Here is a 19,374-nt window from a genome sequence, read left to right on the forward strand (position 1 = left end):
GGTCGGGTATATATGTCAGCATTACTGACATATTCTAAACAACAAGACCGGATCACCGGCAGCGGGGCAAAGCCCCAGGAGGAACACGGATCATGGCCGAAGGTTTTGGCGCGCTTCGTCACGTGACGCTCGACGACAAGTACGATCTTTCCAAGGATAACGTCTTCATCACCGGAACGCAGGCTGTCATCCGCATGCTGCTGATGCAGCGCGAGCGCGACCGACTGGCGGGCCTCAACACGGCCGGCCTCGTGTCCGGCTATCGCGGCTCACCCATCGGCGGTCTCGACCAGAACCTGTGGCGTGCCCGGAAGTGGCTGGATCAGTCCAACATCGTCTTCCAGCCTGGCCTCAACGAGGAGCTTGCCGCCACCGCAATCTGGGGCTCGCAGCAGGCTGAGATCCGCGGCGAAGGCAAGTATGACGGCGTGTTCGGCCTCTGGTACGGCAAGGGTCCGGGCGTCGACCGCTCCGGCGACGTGTTCCGCCACGCCAACATGGCGGGCTCATCGAAGCACGGCGGCGTGCTCGCGCTCATGGGCGACGACCACACGGCGGAATCCTCCACCGTCGCGCACCAGTCCGAATTCCACTTCGTCGACGTGATGATGCCGATCCTGAACCCGGCAGGCGTTCAGGAGATCCTCGACTACGGCCTCTACGGCTATGCCATGAGCCGCTTTTCCGGCACTTGGGTCGCCTTCAAATGCGTGAAGGACAACATCGAATCGACCTCATCCGTCGATGCGTCGCTCGACCGCGTGAAGATCATCATTCCCGATGACTTCACGATGCCGCCGGGCGGCCTCAATATCCGCAACCGCGACGGCGTGCTCGACCAGGAGGCGCGGCTTCAGGACTTCAAGCGCGACGCCATGCTGGCGTTCGTGCGCGCCAACAACCTCAACCGCATCGTGCTCTCCGGCGGCCGCAACCCGAAGATCGGCATCATTACGGTCGGCAAGTCCTATCTCGATGTGCGCCAGGCGCTGGACGAGCTCGGCCTCGACGAGGTGAAGGCGAACGACATGGGTTTGCGCCTCTACAAGGTTGCTTGCCCCTGGCCGCTGTCGCAACGCGAGCTGGTGGATTTCGCTCGCGGGCTCGACAAGGTGATCGTGGTCGAGGAGAAGCGCTCCCTCATCGAGGTACAGCTGCGCGAGGAGCTCTACGGCACGGCAAACCAGCCGGTCTGCATCGGCAAGAAGGACGAGGAGGGCCGCTGGCTCTTCCCGGTCAAGGGCGCGCTCGATCCCAACGACATCGCCATTGCCATCGGCGAACGCCTGCTCGCCTACCACAACAACGACGACCTGCGCGGCCGCGTGGCGCGGCTCCGCCATGCGCAGGAGGTGCTCATCGCCACCAGCGACGTAGCAACCCGCACGCCGCATTTCTGCGCCGGCTGCCCTCACAACTCGTCCACGAAGGTACCCGAGGGCATGCGCGCCTATGCGGGCATCGGCTGCCACTACATGGTGCAGTGGATGGACCGCTCCACAGAGGGCTTCACCCAGATGGGCGGCGAGGGCGCGAACTGGATCGGCGAGTCCCCGTTCTCCAAGCGCGGCCACGTATTCCAGAACCTGGGTGACGGCACTTACAACCATTCGGGCGTGCTGGCCCTGCGCTGGTCGATCCACACCAAAACCAACGTTACCTACAAGATCCTCTTCAACGACGCGGTCGCCATGACGGGCGGGCAGAAGCATGAAGGCGGGCTCACCGTCGACATGATTGCCCGGCAGGTGCGCGAGGAGGGGGTCGAGCGCATCGCCCTCGTCACCGACGAGCCGCACAAGTACCCGAAGGAGATCCGCTGGCCCGCCGGCATGACGATCCATCACCGCAATGAGCTGGAAGCCGTGCAGCGCCAGCTGGCGGAGGTGCCGGGCGTATCGGTGATGATCTACGATCAGACCTGCGCGTCGGAAAAGCGCCGCCGCCGCAAGCGCGGCGAGTTCCCGGATCCGGACAAGCGCGTCATCATCAACGATCTCGTCTGTGAAGCCTGCGGCGACTGCTCGGTGCAGTCCAATTGCGTCGCCGTGCAGCCGGTCGAGACCGAGTTCGGCCGCAAGCGCCAGATCGACCAGTCGAACTGCAACAAGGACTTTTCCTGCGTCAACGGCTTCTGCCCGTCCTTCGTGACGGTGCATGGCGCCAAGGTGAAGAAGGCCGTGCCCGAGACCGTCTCGACGGAGGGCATGACCTTCAAGCCGCTGCCCGATCCGGCGATCCCCGCCATCGACCGCACCTTCAATGTCATCGTGACGGGCGTGGGCGGCACCGGCGTCGTCACCATCGGGGCGATCCTCGGCATGGCGGCGCATCTCGAAGGCAAGGGGCTGGGCATGATCGACATGGCCGGCCTCGCCCAGAAGGGCGGCGCCGTCTACAGCCATGTGCGCCTCGCCAACAACCAGGACGACATCCACGCCATCCGTGTGAGCGCGGATTCGGCTCATCTCGTGCTCGGCTGCGACCTTGTGGTGACAGGCACCAAGAAGGTGCTGGCCGCCGTGAAGCAGGGGCAGACGGCACTCGTGGTGAACACCGCGGAGGTCATGCCAGGCGAATTCACCCGCAACGCCGATTTCTCCCTGCCGACCGAGCGCCTCAAGCGCGCCATCAGTTCGGCGGCGGGCCAGGAGGGCGTGTCCTTCGTCGATGCGACGGCGATTGCCACCGCGCTCCTCGGCAATGCGATTGCGGCCAACATGTTCATGCTGGGCTATGCCTACCAGACCGGCCGCGTTCCGCTCTCGGGCGCAGCCATCGAGAAGGCGATTGAGCTCAACGGCGAAGCGGTAAAGATGAACCTTGCCGCCTTCACCTGGGGCCGCCGCGCCGCCGCCGAACCGGATCTCATCGCCTTAACGCTCGGCGAGCTGAAGGCGCCGACGGAATCGCGCAAGCTGTCCGAGACCCTGGACGAGGTGATCGAGCGGCGCGTCGCCTTCCTGTCGGACTACCAGAACGGGCGTTACGCCCGGCGCTACAACACCCTTGTCGAGCGCGTGCGCGGGGCGGAGGACAAAGCCGTGCCGGGCTCGACCGCACTCACCGACGCGGCGGCGCGCTCGCTGTTCAAGCTCATGGCCTACAAGGACGAGTACGAAGTGGCGCGGCTCTACACGAACGGCCATTTCGAGAAACAGGTTGCATCGGCTTTCGAGGGCGAGAACTTGACTTACGAGTTCCACATGGCGCCGCCTGTGCTTGCCAAGAAGGACCCGGTCACCGGCCTCCCAGGCAAGATGAGCTTTGGGCCGTGGATGCTGAAAGCCATGGGTGTTCTGGCGAAGTTCAAGCGGCTTCGCGGCACGCCGCTCGACGTCTTCGGCTACACTCACGAGCGCCGCACCGAGCGTCAGCTCATCCGCGAGTTCGAGGGACGGATCAAGGAGATCGTGGCGAAGCTCAATGCCGGCAACCATGCTACGGCCATCGGGCTCGCGAGCATTCCGCAGAAGATCCGCGGCTTCGGCCATATCAAGGAGCGGAACCTTAAGGCAGCAAAGGCAGAGGAGGCCGATCTCCTCGCCAAGTTCCGCGCCGATCCGCAGCCGTTGCTGGTTGCGGCGGAGTAAGTTTCTTACTCCGCACGCCCTACATTTTACGTCATGGCCGGGCTTGTCCCGGCCATCCACGTTTTCAAACCCGTAAGAAGACGTGGATCCCCGGAACAAGTCCGGGGATGACGGATGGAGTAGTGTTCTTCAGCCCCGCGCCTGACTCACCTCGACGAAGCTCTTCGCGACCTTCGCCACGTTCGCTTCGTTCAGCCCCGCCACGCACATGCGGCCGGAGCCTACCAGATAGACACCGTCGCGCTCGCGCAGGGTGGTGACCTGCTGCTCGTTCAACCCCGTGTAGCTGAACATGCCGCGCTGGTTCGTGAGGAATCCCACATCGATCTCGTTCGACAGGGAGCGGATCTGCTCGGCGAGACGCTTGCGCATGGAATCCATGCGAACCCGCATGGTCTCGACTTCGCGGGTCCATTGGGCGCGCAGGTCGTCGCTGCCGAGCACCGTCGCCACGAGAAGGCCAGCGGTCATCGGCGGGCTCGAGTAGCTGCGGCGCACAGCGAGCTTGAGCTGCCCGAGCACGCGCTCGGCTTCGGCATGATCGCGGCAGACGACGCTCAAGCCGCCGCAGCGCTCGCCATAGAGCGAGAAATTCTTGGAGAAGGAATTGGCTACGAGACAGTTGGCACGCTCGGCATAGCGGCGCACGAAGGCGGCATCCTCATCGAGGCCGGTGCCGAAGCCCTGATAGGCCATGTCGAACACCACGATGTGGCCCTTGGCCACCAGCACGTCCGTGACGGCCGCCTGCTGCCGCTCGTCGAGGTCGACGCCGGTCGGGTTGTGGCAGACGGGCTGGATCACCACGATGGAGCCGGACTCCGCGGCGTCCAGCGCCTTCACCATGCCGTCGAAATCCACGGAGCGTGTGGTGCGGTTCCAATAGGGATAAGTTGCAGTCTTGAAGCCGGCCCGCTGGAAGAGGCCGTGATGGTTGTCCCAGGTCGGGTCGCTGACGAGAACGGTCCGGCCGGGGCAGTGCTTGGCGAGGAAATCGGCCGCGATGCCCACCGCACCCGTGCCGCCGAGGGTCTGGATCGTCGCGACGCGCTTCTCGGCAAGGGCCGGGTGAGATGGGCCGAAGATCAGCTTCTGCACGCCCTCGCGATAGGCCGCATGGCCTTCCATCGGCAGGTAGGGACGCTCCGCGAAACCGTTGCGCTCATAGGCGGCCCTCACCGAGCCCAGCACCGGAAGGCGGCCTTGCTCATCCGTGTAGACGCCGATGCTGAGATTGACCTTCTCCGGCCGTGGATCGGTCTTGAAGCTGTCGTTGAGCGAAAGGATCGGGTCGCCCGCGAAGGCTTCCACCTGGCCGAACAGGGATTCCGTCATGCTGATCTCCAAGCCTGTCGCGGCAGCCTGCCTGCGACGCATCGTCGGTGCCGCGAGACCTAGCCCCTGCGAGGGCCTCTCGGCAAGGTGCTTCGTGGATTGTCAGTTATCCAGCCGCCAATCGATCGGCTCGAGGCCCTTCTCGATGAGCCAGGCATTGGCCTGGCTGAAGGGTTTCGTGCCGCGAAAGTCGTTGAGCCGGTTGAGCGGAGAGGGGTGCCCGGCCTCGATCACGAGATGCTTCGCCCCGTCCACGAGCGTGGCGCGCTTGCGAGCGGGGCCGCCCCAGAGCAGGAACACGACGGCGGGCTGCTGCTGCGAGATGGCGGTGATCGCCTGATCGACCAGGGCCGACCAGCCGAACTTCATGTGGGCTCCCGATTTGCCGGCCTCCACCGTCAGCGCCGTGTTGATGAGGAGCACGCCCTGCCGGGCCCATTTCGAGAGGTCTCCCGAGGCTGGCATCGGCACGTCCAGATCCTCGGCCATCTCGCGCAGGATCGTGCGTAAGGAAGCGGGTAGCCGCCGGGAGCCGCGATAGGAGAAGGCGAGCCCATGGGAATCGCCCGGCGTCGGGTAGGGGTCCTGGCCCAGAACCACCACCTTGACCTTCTCCAGAGGCGTGAGGCTGATGCTGGTGAACACGGCGTCCGGCGGCGGCAGCACCTGGGCGCCCGAGGCGATCACCGCATCGACCTTAGCGGCCACGGCCTCGGCACTGCCATCCTGGAAGAAGGGCAGCCTGATCCACCCCTCGGTACTGGGCTTGGCGCGGAACGCGGCGAGAGCTTGGCTGATGGGGCCGGTCATGGAGAGGTCATGCCTTTCTTCCGAGTCGAAGTGCCGACGCTGTGCCGGCTGAGGGTATCTGGCGGAATGGATCAAAAGGACATCAGGAGTGCCGCTGATTGGGGCGCCGACAATATCGACAGGATGTTACTTCTGTGACACGTTCCCGGTCTAGGCTCCACGCCTCCCACCGTGGATCCAACCTGCTACGAGGACTTTGTATGATGCTTCAGATCCGCCCCTCCGCCGCCCTGCGCGCCGGCTTTCTTGGACTATCGCTGCTGCTGTCGGGTACGGCCCTGGCGCAGGAGGCCGTGACGATCCGCTTCGTCCATACCAACGATATCGATCGCATGAGCGCCGAAAAGGGCCGCGGCGGCTTCGCCCGCCTGGCAACGGTGGTCAAGGAGGAGAAGGCGAAGGGCAACGCCTTCTTCATCCATGCGGGCGACACGATCTCGCCCTCGCTTCTGTCAGGCTTCGACAAGGGCGCCCACGTCATCGACATCCTGAACCGCATGGGCGTCGATGCCATGGCGCCGGGCAACCATGAATTCGATCTCGGCGACGCGGCCTTCCGCGCCCGCATGGCCGAGGCCAAGTTCGACGTGCTGGCCACCAACATCATCGACGGTAACGGCCTGCCGGCCAACACCAAGGCCGACAAGATGGTCGAGGTGCAGGGCGTGAAGATCGGCTTCTTCGGCCTCACCACCGAGACGACCCCGATCGAGTCGAGCCCCGGCACCATCAAGTTCTCCCCCACGGTCGACACCGCCCGCGCGAAGGCCAAGGAACTGCGCGAGAAGGGCGCCGACATCGTCGTTGCCATTGCCCACACCCCCCTGGCAGTTGACATGATCATTGCCCGCTCCGCCGGCGTGGATGTTATCATCGGCGGCCACGACGAGCACCTGCTCGCCTTCTATGACGGCAAGGTGGTTCTGTCGGAAGCCGAGTCCCAGGCCAACTTCGTCAACGTCGTCGAGCTTTCGGTGACCAAAGCGACGAAGGACGGCAAGACCACGGTCACATGGTCGCCGAACTTCCGCATCGTCGATACTGTCAATGTGAAGCCCGATCCCGATATCGAGGCGGTGGTGAAGGGCTACGAGGACAAGCTGTCCAAGGAACTCGACGTTGAGATCGGCGTGACGGAGACGGCCCTCGACAGCCGCCGGGCCACCGTGCGCGGAGGCGAGGCCGCCATGGGCAACCTGATCACCGATGCGCTCAAGGCTGCTGTCGGCGCCGATGTGGCGCTTACCAACGGCGGCGGCATCCGGGCCGACAAACAGTACCAGGCCGGCCAGAAGCTGACACGTCGCGATATCCTCTCGGAAATGCCCTTCGGCAACACCACCGTGCTGCTTGAAGTCACGGGCGCCCAGATCAAGGACGCGCTCGAGAACGGTGTCAGCCAGGTACGTGAACTCGGCGGACGTTTCCCGCAGGTCTCCGGCATCGTGGCCGAGGTCGATGTGAAGGAGTCTGTCGGCAGCCGGGTGAAATCGGTCAAGATCAACGGCCAGCCGCTTGATCCTGCCAAGACCTACAAGCTCGCCACCAACGATTTCGTCGGTCGCGGCGGCGACGGCTATCGCTCGTTCATCGGCGCCAAGTCGCTCATCGACGTCTCAGCCAGCCAGCTCATGGCAAGCCAGGTGATCGACTACGTGGCGAAGGCCGGCAAGGTGGCGCCGAATGTCGAGGGGCGTATCGTTCTGCGCTAATCCAAAAACACTTTTTTCTATTCTGGCGCCGGGACCTGCATGGGTCCCGGCGTTTTTCATAGGCCAACGGAGCCGGCGCATCCCTTTCATGTATGAGGCAAGATAGGTCGCAGGCCTCTGGTCAACGGGAAATCGCGACGTAAATTCCCCCTCCATCAATGGCAGTTGCTGTGTCATTCTGCCCACGCAACGCCGAATCTCGGACATCAAAGCGGCCTCTTCCTTGCAGTTTCACACGCCCTCAAAATCAGTCAGCCTGTCGCAGAAGCGCCGCCGGCGCTCCCTTGCGCGGGGTCGGCTGACTCTCGTCATGGGTCTGTTCGGCGTCGCCTTCATCCTCTTGACCTTCGGCTACATCGCCTGGGAGCAGCGCAACCGTCTGATCCAGCGAAACGAGGACGATCTTCGGAACGCCGCCTTCTTCCTGGCCGATCACACGGCCAGGCTTATGGAGGTCACGGACCTGACCTTGAAGCAGACCACCGCGCTCATGCAGGGGCAGAGCTGGGATCAGGTGGAAGCATCGCAGCCTCTCTGGCAGCAGATCCGTGCCGTCGATGAAGCGCTGCCCTATATTGACGGCGTCTGGCTCAACGATCCGAGCGGGCGCCTTCGGCTGACATCCGCTCAATTTCCGACCCCGGAGTCGAACGCCTCCGGACGCGACGCTTTCGCCGCGCAGCTGAACGGAGATCAGGGACTGTTCGTGGGCGAGCCGATCCTCGGGCGCGTCACGAAGGTCCCGACCTTCATGGTCAGCCGCCGCCTGCAGGGCAGCGATGGCGCGTTCGGTGGGATTGCCTCGGTGACTGTGGCTCTGTCCTACTTCTACGATTACTGGTCCAAGCTGCGGTTGCCCCGTGGCAGCCGGGTGGTGCTCATGCGCGGCTCGGACGCGGAGGTCATCGCCCAACATCCGCCGCCGCCGGATGGGCTGTCGTTCGCCCCCATCGACAAGTCCGCTTTCGATGCGGCTTTGCGCATGGCCTCCCAGGCTGGCCTCTATTCCTTCATCAGCATGGGCGGTGAGCGCGTGGGGGCCTATCGGCAGGTCGGCGCGATGCCGCTCTATATCAACGTCAGCATGCCGCAGGATGCCTATTGGACGCCCTGGTTCGTCCAGACGCGGCTTTATGGCGCCTTTGCCCTGGTGGCCCTTCTGGCTTTGCTCGCCCTCACGGCATTGGCCTCGCAGCAGTTCCACGAACAGGCCGCGAATGAAGCTCTCCTCGAGAAGCAGGTTGCCTTGCGCACCAGTGAGCTGCGGACCGAGACGGGGGCCCTGGAGGTTCTCAACCGGACAGGCAGCGTCCTTGCTGCGGAACTCGATCTGGACCGCATCATCGAAAGTGTCGTCGATGCCGGCATCGAGCTGACCGAGGCGCAGGCAGGAGCCTTTTTCTGCGCGGCCGCTCAGGGCGGGAAGGCGCATTACGGCAAATTCGCTTCTGAGGGTTTTGATGAGGCCTTCACGGCCCTCGATGTCCGGGCCATCTGTGCGCCAGCCTTCACGGAAGGCAGGACCGTCCGCCTGGACAACATCGCCGTCGAGCAAGGCTATGACGGCACGCCCTTTACGGCAGACGCTACGGCCGATCGCCCGGTGATCCGCAGCCTCATGGCGGTTCCCGTCCTGCTGCGTAGCGGCGAGACCCACGGCGTTCTTGTCTTCGGCCATGAAAGGTCCGGCGTCTTCAATGCGCGGTCCGAACGCCTGCTTGCGGGCCTGACGTCGCAGGCCGCCATCGCCCTTGAGAACAGTCGCCTCTATCGCGATGCCCAGAGCGAGATCGAGGAGCGCAAGCAGGCCCAGACCCAGCAATCGCTGCTGATCCGCGAGCTCCATCACCGGGTCAAGAACACCCTGGCCACCGTCCAGGCGGTGGTCGGCGCCACCGCGCGCTCGGCGCTGAACATCGACGATTTCTACCAAGCCTTCGTGGGGCGCATCATCTCGCTCGCCAACACCCATTCCCTGCTGACCGAGGCCGTCTGGCAGACCGCTTCCTTACGCGAGATCATGGAGAAGGAGCTGCGCCCCTACAACGACGTGAGGGGCCAGCGAATTTCCCTGAACGGTCCTGCGGTCGAGCTGCCCTCGGACGCGGCTGTGCCCATCGGCATGGCGATCCACGAGCTGACCACCAACGCGGCAAAGTATGGCGCCCTGTCGGTCCCTCGCGGCAAGGTGTCCGTTTCCTGGGATGCGGAAGCAGCTGACGAGGGCACGAGGCTCAAGCTGGTCTGGGAGGAAACCGGGGGCCCCGAGGTCTCGGCTCCGACACGGCAGGGCTTCGGTTCACGTCTGCTGCACCGGGTGCTGGCCACGCAGCTGGATGCCAAGGTAGACATGGATTTCCGGCCCGAAGGCCTGAAGGTGATGCTCGACACCGTTCTCAAGCACGAACCCAATAAGGGCCCGGCGCTCTGAGAGGCGTTCGTATTCTGCAAACGCGGCTTGCGACCGGGCGCGCCAATGTGATGGCGGTTTCGGTTGGCGGATGTGCCTGAAACTCTTATCTAAGCGGGATCGGGAGCGGCGTTCGGGAAGAACTCCGCCGCCAAGGGGCTATTCTTATGAACGAGACCGTCAATCTGACCGACCTGCGCCAGGGCGTCCGCCCGGTGGACCACCCGCCCGTGAGGGCCGGGCGGATCGGCGTGCTTCTGATGAATCTGGGCACCCCCGAGGGTACCAGCTATTGGCCCATGCGCCGCTACCTGAAGGAGTTCCTCTCCGACCGGCGTGTGATCGAGACCCCGCGCCTCCTGTGGTGGCCGATCCTCAACCTGATCATCCTGACCAAGCGCCCCGGCCCCAAGGGCCGCGACTACGCGTCGATCTGGAACAACGAGCGCGACGAGGGCCCACTCAAGACCATCACCCGCAGCCAGGCGGAGAAGGTGGCGGATCACATCAGGAGCATTGCCGGAGACAAGGTGACCGTCGACTGGGCCATGCGCTACGGCAAGCCCGAGGTGCGCGAGCGCATCCAGGCGCTTCTCGACCAAGGCTGCGACCGCATCCTTCTCGTGCCGCTTTATCCGCAATATGCCGCCGCCACCTCGGCCACCGCCTGCGATCAGGCCTTCCGGGCGCTGATGGACATGCGCTGGCAGCCGAGTGTGCGGGTCTCGCCGCCCTACCATGACGATCCGGTCTATATTGACTCCCTGGTCTCCTCGATGAAGAAGAACTTGGCGAAGCTCACCTTCGAGCCCGAGGTAATCCTCGTCTCTTTCCACGGGGTGCCGAAGGAATACCTGCTGAAGGGCGACCCCTATCACTGCCAATGCGTGAAGACCTGGCGCCTGATGCGTGAGGCTTTCGGCTGGTCGCCGGACAAGTTCCGCATGAGCTTCCAGTCCCGTTTCGGCCCGGCGGAATGGCTGCAGCCCTATACCGACAAGACCGTGGAGGCGCTCGCCAAAAGCGGCGTGAAGCGCATGGCCATCGTGGCGCCCGGCTTCTCGGCGGATTGCCTCGAAACCCTTGAGGAACTCGACGCCGAGAACCGCGAGATCTTCATGCACAACGGCGGCGAGCACTTCGCCTACCTGCCCTGCCTCAACGACAGCGACGACGGCATGCGGGTCATCAACCACGTCGTCGAGCGCGAGCTTCAGGGCTGGCTCTGAAGTTCTCCATGAGGCTGAATCTTGGCTATCTCGTGCGACGATAAATTAATCGACCAGGGCTTGGCGTTCGCCCTGGCCGTTTGTACGGAGGCCGGTGATATTCTTCGCGAGATCCGCCGCGAGGGCCGCGTCGCCGTCGAGGGCAAGGATGAGTTTGAGCTCGTCACGAACGCGGATCTTGCCGTCGACCGCCACTTCAAGGAGCGCATCGCGCAGACTTTCAAGGGTCATGCCGTTCTGTCCGAGGAAGATGAGGGCAGCGGAAACTCCTCGAAGGCGCTGTGCTGGGTGATCGATCCGCTTGATGGCACAGCTAATTTCGTTCACGGACACGATCATGTCGCCGTTTCGGCGGCGCTCAGAATCGATGGCGTGTCGGTGCTCGGCGTCGTTCACGCCCCTTTCCAGGGGCAAACCTTCTGGGCCGCTGCGGGGCGAGGCGCGTATCGCAACGGGGAGAGGATCAAGGCTTCGTCCCTGACCGATGTTCGACGAGCCCTGATCGGAACAGGGTTCCCCCATCACCGTGCCCGCATCGACGAAGTCGTGGATCGCCTGAAGCCGCTCCTGCGTGAATTCGGCGATATTCGCCGCCTTGCGGCTCCCGCGCTCGACATCTGCTGGGTCGCCGATGGCCGCCTGACTGGCTTCGTTGACAGGATTCATGAATGGGATGTCGCGGCAGCCGGCTTGATTGCGATGGAGGCCGGTGCGCGCATGACGGTACTCAAGCCGGCTGAAGGCGATGACGGAACCGATTATTTGATTGCTGCACCCGGTATATTCGAGCGGCTATGCGCCGTGCTTCGTTGATCCCGTGAGCGCGGGACGGTGCTGGATCAGCAATTCGACTAGGCCTTTGTCCTCTAGCTTCCCTTCTCCTCTCTAGGACTCCAGGCCTGTTTGGGATAGCGTGAGCCCTTTGCAACTCCGTTGCCTGGGGGACTTATGCTGGTGAGTGGGTTCGACATCTTCGTCATCGTTCTGGTGCTGGTCGTCATCGTGACGATCGCCATGGGCATCCGGACGGTCCCGCAGGGCTATGCCTATACGGTGGAGAGGTTCGGGCGCTACTCGCGCACGCTCACCCCCGGCCTCGGCCTGATCGTGCCCTACATCGATCAGATCGGCAAAAAGGTGAATGTCATGGAGCAGGTGCTCGACATTCCAAGCCAGGAGGCCTTCACCCGGGACAATGCGGGCGTCACCATCGATGCGGCCGCCTTCTATCAGATCCTCGATGCTGCTCGCGCCTCTTACGAGGTCTCGGATATGAACCAAGCCCTGCTGGTTCTGACCATGACCAATATCCGCACGGTCGTCGGCTCCATGGATCTCGATCAACTCCTGTCTCACCGCGACGAAATCAACGAGCGCCTGCTGCGGGTCATGGATGCGGCCGCCTCCCCCTGGGGGGCCAAGGTCACGCGCGTGGAGATCAAGGACATTCTCCCGCCGCAGGATCTTGCCGGCGCCATGGCGCGCCAGATGAAGGCCGAGCGCGAAAAGCGCGCCGCCGTGCTCGAGGCGGAAGGCCTTCGTCAGGCGGAAATCCTGCGCGCCGAGGGTCAGAAGCAATCGCAGATTCTGGCAGCGGAGGGCCGCAAAGAAGCAGCATTTCGCGATGCGGAGGCCCGCGAGCGCCAGGCGGAGGCCGAGGCGAAAGCCACCGGTATGGTCAGTGAGGCCATCACCAAGGGCGATCTTGCCGCCGCCAACTTCATCGTGGCGGAGAAATACATCGATGCGATCCGCGCCCTGGCCTCAGCCCCCAACCAGAAAGTGTTGATCGTTCCCATCGAGGCGGCGAGTCTCGCCGGGACGCTGGGTGGTATCGCAGAACTCACCAAGTCGGTGTTCGGCGAGGGCGGGGCAGGCCTCAATAAGCCCGCTCGCAGCGTGCCCACGGTGACGGGAGGCAATGACCGCTCATGATCCAGGATGCCTTCATCAGCCTCGGCGCCTGGGCTTGGATCATCCTTGGGGTTGTCCTGATCGGGGTCGAGCTTGTGGCGCCGGGAGCGTTCTTCCTCTGGCTCGGGCTGGCCGCCATCGTCACCGGCTTGCTCGATGCGGTGCTGGATCTCTCCTGGCAGGCTTCGGGGCTGCTCTTCGCCCTGCTCTCCGTTGGGGCTGTTGTCCTCGGCCGATTTGTCACCCGCTCGAAAACACAGCCGGACGCCGAGGCCACGCCGCTCAACCAGCGCGGACAGTCCCTTGTGGGTCGGGTGTTCACGCTTGAAGCACCCATCAAGGGCGGGGAGGGGCGTATCCGGGTCGACGACAGCTCCTGGCGCGTGACGGGCGCCGACCGGTTCGCCGGCGCCAAGGTGCGCGTCGTCCGGATCGAGGGCTCGACTCTCGTGGTCGATGATCCGTAAGCATTTTCAGGCGAAGTGGATGCCGGTTCGCCGCCAGGAAAATGCGTCGAGCAAAGAACTTCAGGCCGCGCCGGCGCGCAGCAGGTCGAGATAATGCACAAGGCCGATGGGCCGGTTGTGCTCGACCACGATCAGGGCCGTAATCCGGGAGGCCTCTTCCATCTCGAGGGCGCTGGCCACGAGGGCGTCCGGCGCGATGGTGCGCGGGGTCTTGGTCATGATCGCCGTGACCGGCAGCGTCGCGAGGTCGGGCCTCAGGTTGCGGCGCAGGTCGCCGTCGGTGACGATGCCGGCGAGCGTGCCGTCGCTGTTGACCACGATGACGGTACCAAAGCCCTTGCGGCCGATCTCCTCGATCGCCTCGCCCATGCGGGCTTCGACGCCGACGATCGGCAGGCGTTCGTCCTTGTGCATGATCTCGCGCACGAGCTTGAGCCGTGCGCCGAGCTTCCCGCCCGGGTGGAAGACCCGGAAGTTGTCGGCCGTGAAGCCACGCCGCTCCAGCAAGGCGACGGCCAAGGCATCGCCAAGGGCCAGCTGGATCGTGGTCGATGTGGTGGGCGCGAGCCCGTTGGGGCAGGCCTCCTTGGCTTTCGGCAGGGTCAGGCAGATGTCGGCGGCGCGCCCCAGGGTCGATTCCGCATTGGAGGTCATGGCGATCAGGGGAACCCGGAAACGGCGGGAATAACCGATGATATCGGCAAGCTCCGCCGTCTCTCCCGACCAGGACAGGGCGATGATCACGTCGTCGGTCTGGATCATGCCCAGATCGCCGTGGCTCGCCTCCGCCGGGTGGACGTAATGGGCGGGTGTGCCGGTCGAAGCGAAGGTGGCGGTCATCTTGCGGCCCACATGGCCGGACTTGCCCATGCCGGTGACGATGACTCGGCCTTTTGCTGCGGCAATGGTCTCGACCGCAGCCGTGAAGGGTTGCCCAAGGCCGTTGCCGATGGCCTCCATCAGGATCGTCAGGCCGTCCCGCTCGGTCTCGAGCGTACGCAGGGCGGATTGGACCGCCGGATCGGGCGAGTGGGGTGCGGATTTTGCAAGTGCCATGGCCGCCCCTTTAGCATAAGCGGGCGGCCATGCGGAACCCTTCGGCGGAACCCGGAGCCGCTTACTTCTGCCGCAGCACGGCTTCGAGCTCCTGGCGGAACTCCGCCGAGAGCTCCTCGCGCTCCAGGGCATAGGCCACGTTGGCCATGAGGAAGCCGATCTTCGAGCCGGTGTCGTAGGTCCTGCCCTGGTACTTCATGCCGAAGAAGGGCTGCTCCTTCATGAGGCGGATCATGGAATCGGTCAGCTGGATCTCGTTGCCGGCGCCGCGTTCCTGGGTCGAGAGAAGGTCGAAGACCTGGGGCTGCAGGATGTAGCGGCCCGAGATGATGTAGTTCGATGGCGCGGTGCCCTTCGGGGGCTTTTCCACCATGCCGGTGATCTCGAAGGTCTGGCCGAATTCCTGACCCACCGAGACGATGCCGTATTGATGGGTCTGGTCCTCGGGCACTTCCTCCACGGCGATGATGTTGCCGCCGTGCTTGTCGTAGGCCGAGATCATCTGCTCCATGGAGCCGCGGCTGAGCATGTCGGGCAGGATCACCGCGAAGGGCTCGTCGCCCACCAGTTCCCGGGCGCACCAGACCGCATGGCCCAGGCCCAGGGGCTCCTGCTGGCGGGTGAAGCTCGTCTGACCAGCCTGGGGCTGGTCCTTCGCCAGGATCTCCAGTTCCTTGGTCTTGCCACGGCCCTCGAGCGTGCGGTTGAGCTCGTAGGCGATATCGAAATGGTCCTCGATCACGGCCTTGTTGCGGCCGGTGACGAAGATGAAGTGCTCGATCCCGGCGGCGCGGGCCTCATCGACCACGTGCTGCACCACGGGACGGTCGACAACGCACAGCATCTCCTTGGGCACGGCCTTGGTGGCGGGCAGGAACCGGGTGCCGAGACCGGCGACGGGCAGGACTGCTTTGCGGATACGCTTCATTGAATGAGCCATAATTGAGCAGAAAGGTGGAGGGATAATCTAAGACAGGACCCGGAAAAGGAAACCGACAACTGCCAAGCTTCGGCTACCCATAACGCGGTACGCCCCGGCTTGTTTCATCCGGACGCGCTTCTTCATTGAAGCTCGGGACCTGAATTGAAGCTGAAGCGTTTTGGTTAAGCTGCTGAATGGGGCAGTTTTTCGGAGATGGACATGGCGGTACTGGTGACGGGCGGCGCGGGCTATATCGGCAGTCACATGGTGCTCGAGCTTCTGGATGCGGGCGAGACGGTGGTGGTGCTCGACAACCTGTCGACCGGCTTCCGCTGGGCCGTGCCGCAGGAGGCCACCTTTGTTGCCGGCGACGTGAGCGATCAGGCCCTGGTGTCCAGCATCATCGACGAGCACGGCATCGACAGCATCCTGCATTTTGCCGCCAAGATCGTGGTGCCGGAATCCGTCACCGACCCACTGGGCTATTACTTCGGCAACACCGTGAAGACCCGGGCGCTTCTTGAGACGGCGGTCCAGAAGGGCATCAGGAACTTCGTTTTCTCGTCCACGGCCGCGGTTTACGGCAATGCCGAGGCGCCCCTGCTGACCGAGGACATGCCGCTCGTGCCGATCAATCCTTACGGCCGCAGCAAGCTCATGTCCGAGTGGATGCTGCAGGATGCCCACACGGCCCATGGCCTGCGTTATGCCATCCTGCGCTACTTCAACGTCGCCGGCGCCGACCCGAAGGGCCGCTCCGGCCAGTCGACCCCGCAGGCCACCCACCTTATCAAGGTGGCGGCTCAAGCCGCGCTCGGCCAGCGGCCCCATCTCGATGTGTTCGGCACGGATTACGCCACCCCGGACGGCACCTGCGTGCGCGATTACATCCAGGTCGACGACCTCGCCCGGGCCCATCTCGTCGCCCTGCAGCATCTGCGCAACGGCGGCGACTGCACGATCATGAATTGCGGCTACGGCCATGGCGCTTCGGTCCTGGAGGTTGTCGACGTGGTCAAAAAGGTCTCGGGCATTGATTTCGAGGTCCGCCTGAGCCCGCGCCGACCGGGCGATCCAGCCCAGCTCGTGGCGAAGGTCGACAAGATCCGTAGCCTCGGCTGGACGCCGCAGCACGACGATCTGGAGCAGATCGTCGACCAGGCGCTACGCTGGGAGCAGACTCTGGCGGGTCGAAAAGCCGCATAGGACCCTACCTATAAGGCTAGGTGTCAACCGGGTGTTAACTCTCGTAGTGTCGCAATGGCAGGGCGATTTGTCCTGTTTCCGTGAGCGACCCCCATGCGTCAGCTTCTGGTGCGCCGCCTCTCCGGCGCCCTCCTTCTCGGTTTGAGCCTCACCGCCGGTGTGGGGCTCATGGCGCCGCCCGTTCAGGCGCAGGAGGCGTCGCAAGCCGGCTTCCAGCGCTTCGTGCAGGGGCTCTGGCCCGAGGCCAAGGCGCGGGGCGTCTCGCAGGCCACCTTCAACGAGGCATTCCGGGGCGTCGAGCCCGATGCCAAGATCATCGCGCTCACCAAGAAGCAGTCCGAGTTCGTCCGTCCGATCTGGGACTACATCAACGGATCCATCTCCGCAGAGCGCCTGAAGCGCGGCCAGGAAATGGTGGCCGAGTGGTCGAAGACGCTCGGCATGGTCGAGAAGACCTACGGCGTTCCGCGCTCCGTGGTGATTGGCGTCTGGGGCATGGAGACCAATTTCGGCAGCTTCACCGGCTCGATCTACGCCATCCGGGCGCTGTCGACCCTGGCCTATACGGGCTATCGCGCCGATTTCTTCCGCGAGGAACTGCTCACCGCTCTCCAGATCCTGGAGCAGGAGCATGTGGATCGCTCCAAGATGCTTGGCTCCTGGGCAGGCGCTATGGGCCAGACCCAGTTCATGCCATCGAGCTTCATGAAATACGCCGTTGACGGCAACCGGGACGGGGTGCGGGACATCTGGTCCTCGGTGCCGGATGCCATGGCGTCCACGGCCAATTACCTGCGCCAGCACGGCTGGGAGCCGGGGCTCCCGTGGGGCTTCGAGGTCCAACTGCCGAAGGGTTTCGATTTCCGCACCCTGAAGCAAAACTTCGCCCAATGGCAGACGCTCGGCCTGCATCGGGTCGACGGCAAGGCCATACCGCAGGCAGGCGAGGCCTCGCTGTTCCTGCCGGGCGGAGCGGGCGGTCCGGCTTTCCTGGTCACCAAGAACTACGACGTGATCAAATCTTATAATTCCTCAGATGCCTACGCCATGGGCGTGGCACATCTCGGCGACCGCCTCATGGGCGGGCAGCCGATCCAGGCCGCTTGGCCCAAGGAACCCATGCTGGACAAGGACCAGCGCCAGGAAATGCAGGAGCGTCTGGCGCGTCTCGGCTTCTATGAGGGCGACACGGACGGCAAGTTCGGCTCCAAGACCCGGGAGGCAGTTCGGAACTTCCAGCTTCGGCGTGGTTTGATCCCGGATGGCTATGCGGATTATGCTGTGCTGCGCGAACTGCGCGCGACCCGCTGACGGAGCTACCCTACGGCTCTACACCCAGGCTGGTCCGGATTAGGATGGAACCGCCTATGAGAATAGTGCCGATTCTTCGCCGTATGACCCTGGCCCTGCTCCTTGTAGCGGGCGGGGTTGATGCAGCCCTCGCGCAGTCCGGCTCCTACCAGCAGCCGGGCTACCGGGATCAGCGGGCTTATCCCCCCGGCTATTACCCTGGGAAGCTCGTGCAGCCGGCACAACCCCAGCCGCAGCAGGGCTTCAGCATCCGGCGTTTCTTCGGCGCTCGGGACGAGCCTCCGCCGCCGGCGCGCGCCCCCGTCTCAAGACCCCGCAGGTCCGCGCCGCCGCCGGCGGCCGTGGCCAAGCAGGAAAAGCCGAAGGTCAATCCGAGCACCCATGTGGTGGTGTTCGGCGATGCACTGGCGAGCTATGCCCGGCAGGGGCTCGATGCCCATTTCAGCGACGACCAGGACGTCGCGGTCGTCTCCAAGGTGAGAAGCGACACGAATCTCGTTCGCAGCGACCCGGCCGACTGGCCCAACTTCATCAAGGCAACCCTCGACGGCGGGCAGAAAACCTCGATAGCCGTCGTCATGCTGGGCACTAACGACCGGCAGTCGATTCGGGACGTCGACGAGAGCGTGGAGCCTCTGTCCGACCGCTGGAAGGAACTCTACCGTCAGCGGATCGATGCGATCACGGTCGCTTTGAAGGAGCGCAAGGCCCCGTTCATCTGGATCGGCCTGCCGCCCATGAAGAACAGCAAGCTTTCCGACGATCTCGTCGCCATGAACGAGATCTACAAGGAGAGCGTCCAGCGCAGCGGCGGGGTCTATGTGGACATCTGGCCGGGCTTCGTAGACGAGGAGAACCGCTACACCGATATCGGCCCGGATGTGGATGGAGATCCAACCAAGCTTCGGACCAACGAGGGCATCTTCTTCACCCGGGCTGGTGCGCGTAAGGTGGCCTTCTTCGCCGATACGGAAATCAAGCGGGTCCTGGGCTTAGGCGGAACGGCGACGGCCGCCGCGCCTGATCCCGCACAGATCGCGCCTGCCGATGGATCGGCCACACCTGCCATCGAGGCATCAGTGCCGCCTCCGCCGGATGCCGCCGTTCCGGTTGCCCTGCCGCAGAAGCCGCTGGTCGGGCCGGTTCTGCCGCTGACCCGCCAGGACGTCGCGCCGGGCGGCACGCTCGTGTCGGCGCCGCCAAAGCTCACCGGGGACAATGCCTACACGATCCAGCGTGCCTTGCGCACCGGAGTTGCTCCCAACTCGCGGCCGGGTCGAGCCGACGATTTTCGTTGGCCACCCTCATGACATCGCGCCGTTAAGCAGCAGCAGAACACCACGTGTCCCAGGACACGGCCGCAGCTTCATTAGTTCGTTACGATACTTAGTAACGATATGCTGTGGAAA

Annotated in this window: 14 protein-coding genes; 10 read left to right on the forward strand and 4 right to left on the reverse strand. The window is 64.2% G+C overall.

Annotation, left to right across the window (positions count from 1 at the left end):
- The first annotated feature begins 92 nt into the window (after window positions 1-92).
- Window positions 93-3,593, forward strand: a complete 3,501-nt coding sequence (locus VB618_RS14840; RefSeq protein WP_329797485.1) for an indolepyruvate ferredoxin oxidoreductase family protein — start codon at window positions 93-95, stop codon at window positions 3,591-3,593.
- Window positions 3,594-3,722: 129 nt separating this feature from the next.
- Here VB618_RS14840 and VB618_RS14845 read toward each other — a convergent pair whose 3' ends face one another.
- Window positions 3,723-4,928: an amino acid aminotransferase gene (locus VB618_RS14845; protein WP_329797486.1), complete on the reverse strand. Its 1,206-nt coding sequence runs from the start codon at window positions 4,926-4,928 to the stop codon at window positions 3,723-3,725.
- A 102-nt stretch (window positions 4,929-5,030) separates the two neighbouring features.
- Window positions 5,031-5,738, reverse strand: a complete 708-nt coding sequence (gene ung / locus VB618_RS14850; RefSeq protein ID WP_329797487.1) for a uracil-DNA glycosylase — start codon at window positions 5,736-5,738, stop codon at window positions 5,031-5,033.
- A gap of 200 nt (window positions 5,739-5,938) precedes the next feature.
- Between ung and VB618_RS14855 the strand changes: the two genes are divergently transcribed.
- From VB618_RS14855 to VB618_RS14880, 6 genes are all read left to right on the forward strand, one after another.
- Window positions 5,939-7,450 carry a bifunctional metallophosphatase/5'-nucleotidase gene (locus VB618_RS14855; RefSeq protein WP_329797488.1) on the forward strand — a complete coding sequence of 504 codons (1,512 nt, stop codon included), beginning with the start codon at window positions 5,939-5,941 and terminating at the stop codon, window positions 7,448-7,450.
- Window positions 7,451-7,673: 223 nt separating this feature from the next.
- Window positions 7,674-9,881 (forward strand): sensor histidine kinase, encoded by a 2,208-nt coding sequence (locus VB618_RS14860; RefSeq protein ID WP_329797489.1) that lies wholly within the window; start codon window positions 7,674-7,676, stop codon window positions 9,879-9,881.
- A gap of 146 nt (window positions 9,882-10,027) precedes the next feature.
- Complete coding sequence (hemH, locus tag VB618_RS14865; protein WP_329797490.1) at window positions 10,028-11,089, forward strand: ferrochelatase; 1,062 nt, start codon at window positions 10,028-10,030, stop codon at window positions 11,087-11,089.
- A gap of 21 nt (window positions 11,090-11,110) precedes the next feature.
- Window positions 11,111-11,902 (forward strand): inositol monophosphatase family protein, encoded by a 792-nt coding sequence (locus VB618_RS14870; RefSeq protein WP_329797491.1) that lies wholly within the window; start codon window positions 11,111-11,113, stop codon window positions 11,900-11,902.
- A gap of 135 nt (window positions 11,903-12,037) precedes the next feature.
- Window positions 12,038-13,024: an SPFH domain-containing protein gene (locus tag VB618_RS14875; RefSeq protein WP_329797492.1), complete on the forward strand. Its 987-nt coding sequence runs from the start codon at window positions 12,038-12,040 to the stop codon at window positions 13,022-13,024.
- Entirely contained in the window at window positions 13,021-13,470 is a 450-nt protein-coding gene (locus VB618_RS14880; protein ID WP_329797493.1) for an NfeD family protein, read from the forward strand. Before VB618_RS14875 ends, VB618_RS14880 begins: the two co-directional genes overlap by 4 nt.
- A 60-nt stretch (window positions 13,471-13,530) precedes the next feature.
- Here the strand turns inward: VB618_RS14880 and VB618_RS14885 are convergent, their stop codons facing one another.
- Together VB618_RS14885 and VB618_RS14890 are read right to left on the reverse strand one after the other, a co-directional pair.
- Entirely contained in the window at window positions 13,531-14,526 is a 996-nt protein-coding gene (locus VB618_RS14885) for a KpsF/GutQ family sugar-phosphate isomerase (RefSeq protein WP_329797494.1), read from the reverse strand.
- Between the two features lie 61 nt (window positions 14,527-14,587).
- The gene (locus tag VB618_RS14890) at window positions 14,588-15,454 is read right to left on the reverse strand and encodes a UTP--glucose-1-phosphate uridylyltransferase (protein WP_329797495.1); all 867 of its coding nucleotides are present in this window, start codon (window positions 15,452-15,454) and stop codon (window positions 14,588-14,590) included.
- 213 nt (window positions 15,455-15,667) lie between these two features.
- On the opposite strand from VB618_RS14890, the gene galE reads away from it, so the two are divergent.
- The 3 genes from galE (at window position 15,668) to VB618_RS14905 (ending at window position 19,275) form a co-directional block, all read left to right on the forward strand.
- Window positions 15,668-16,654, forward strand: a complete 987-nt coding sequence (galE, locus tag VB618_RS14895) for a UDP-glucose 4-epimerase GalE (RefSeq protein ID WP_329797496.1) — start codon at window positions 15,668-15,670, stop codon at window positions 16,652-16,654.
- A 93-nt stretch (window positions 16,655-16,747) separates the two neighbouring features.
- Window positions 16,748-17,965, forward strand: a complete 1,218-nt coding sequence (locus tag VB618_RS14900) for a lytic murein transglycosylase (RefSeq protein WP_329797497.1) — start codon at window positions 16,748-16,750, stop codon at window positions 17,963-17,965.
- A 65-nt stretch (window positions 17,966-18,030) separates the two neighbouring features.
- Window positions 18,031-19,275: an SGNH/GDSL hydrolase family protein gene (locus VB618_RS14905; protein WP_329797499.1), complete on the forward strand. Its 1,245-nt coding sequence runs from the start codon at window positions 18,031-18,033 to the stop codon at window positions 19,273-19,275.
- Window positions 19,276-19,374 lie beyond the last annotated feature (99 nt).

The sequence above is a fragment of the Microvirga sp. CF3062 genome (assembly GCF_036314045.1).
In the GTDB taxonomy this organism is placed as follows: domain Bacteria; phylum Pseudomonadota; class Alphaproteobacteria; order Rhizobiales; family Beijerinckiaceae; genus Microvirga.

Bases quoted from the DNA above. Each gene is read 5' to 3' on its own strand.
- VB618_RS14840 (WP_329797485.1), top strand. From the start codon at position 93: ATGGCCGAAGGTTTTGGCGCGCTTCGTCACGTGACGCTCGACGACAAG.
- VB618_RS14845 (WP_329797486.1), bottom strand. From the start codon at position 4,928: ATGACGGAATCCCTGTTCGGCCAGGTGGAAGCCTTCGCGGGCGACCCG.
- ung (WP_329797487.1), bottom strand. From the start codon at position 5,738: ATGACCGGCCCCATCAGCCAAGCTCTCGCCGCGTTCCGCGCCAAGCCC.
- VB618_RS14855 (WP_329797488.1), top strand. From the start codon at position 5,939: ATGATGCTTCAGATCCGCCCCTCCGCCGCCCTGCGCGCCGGCTTTCTT.
- hemH (WP_329797490.1), top strand. From the start codon at position 10,028: ATGAACGAGACCGTCAATCTGACCGACCTGCGCCAGGGCGTCCGCCCG.
- VB618_RS14875 (WP_329797492.1), top strand. From the start codon at position 12,038: ATGCTGGTGAGTGGGTTCGACATCTTCGTCATCGTTCTGGTGCTGGTC.
- VB618_RS14880 (WP_329797493.1), top strand. From the start codon at position 13,021: ATGATCCAGGATGCCTTCATCAGCCTCGGCGCCTGGGCTTGGATCATC.
- VB618_RS14885 (WP_329797494.1), bottom strand. From the start codon at position 14,526: ATGGCACTTGCAAAATCCGCACCCCACTCGCCCGATCCGGCGGTCCAA.
- VB618_RS14890 (WP_329797495.1), bottom strand. From the start codon at position 15,454: ATGAAGCGTATCCGCAAAGCAGTCCTGCCCGTCGCCGGTCTCGGCACC.
- galE (WP_329797496.1), top strand. From the start codon at position 15,668: ATGGCGGTACTGGTGACGGGCGGCGCGGGCTATATCGGCAGTCACATG.
- VB618_RS14900 (WP_329797497.1), top strand. From the start codon at position 16,748: ATGCGTCAGCTTCTGGTGCGCCGCCTCTCCGGCGCCCTCCTTCTCGGT.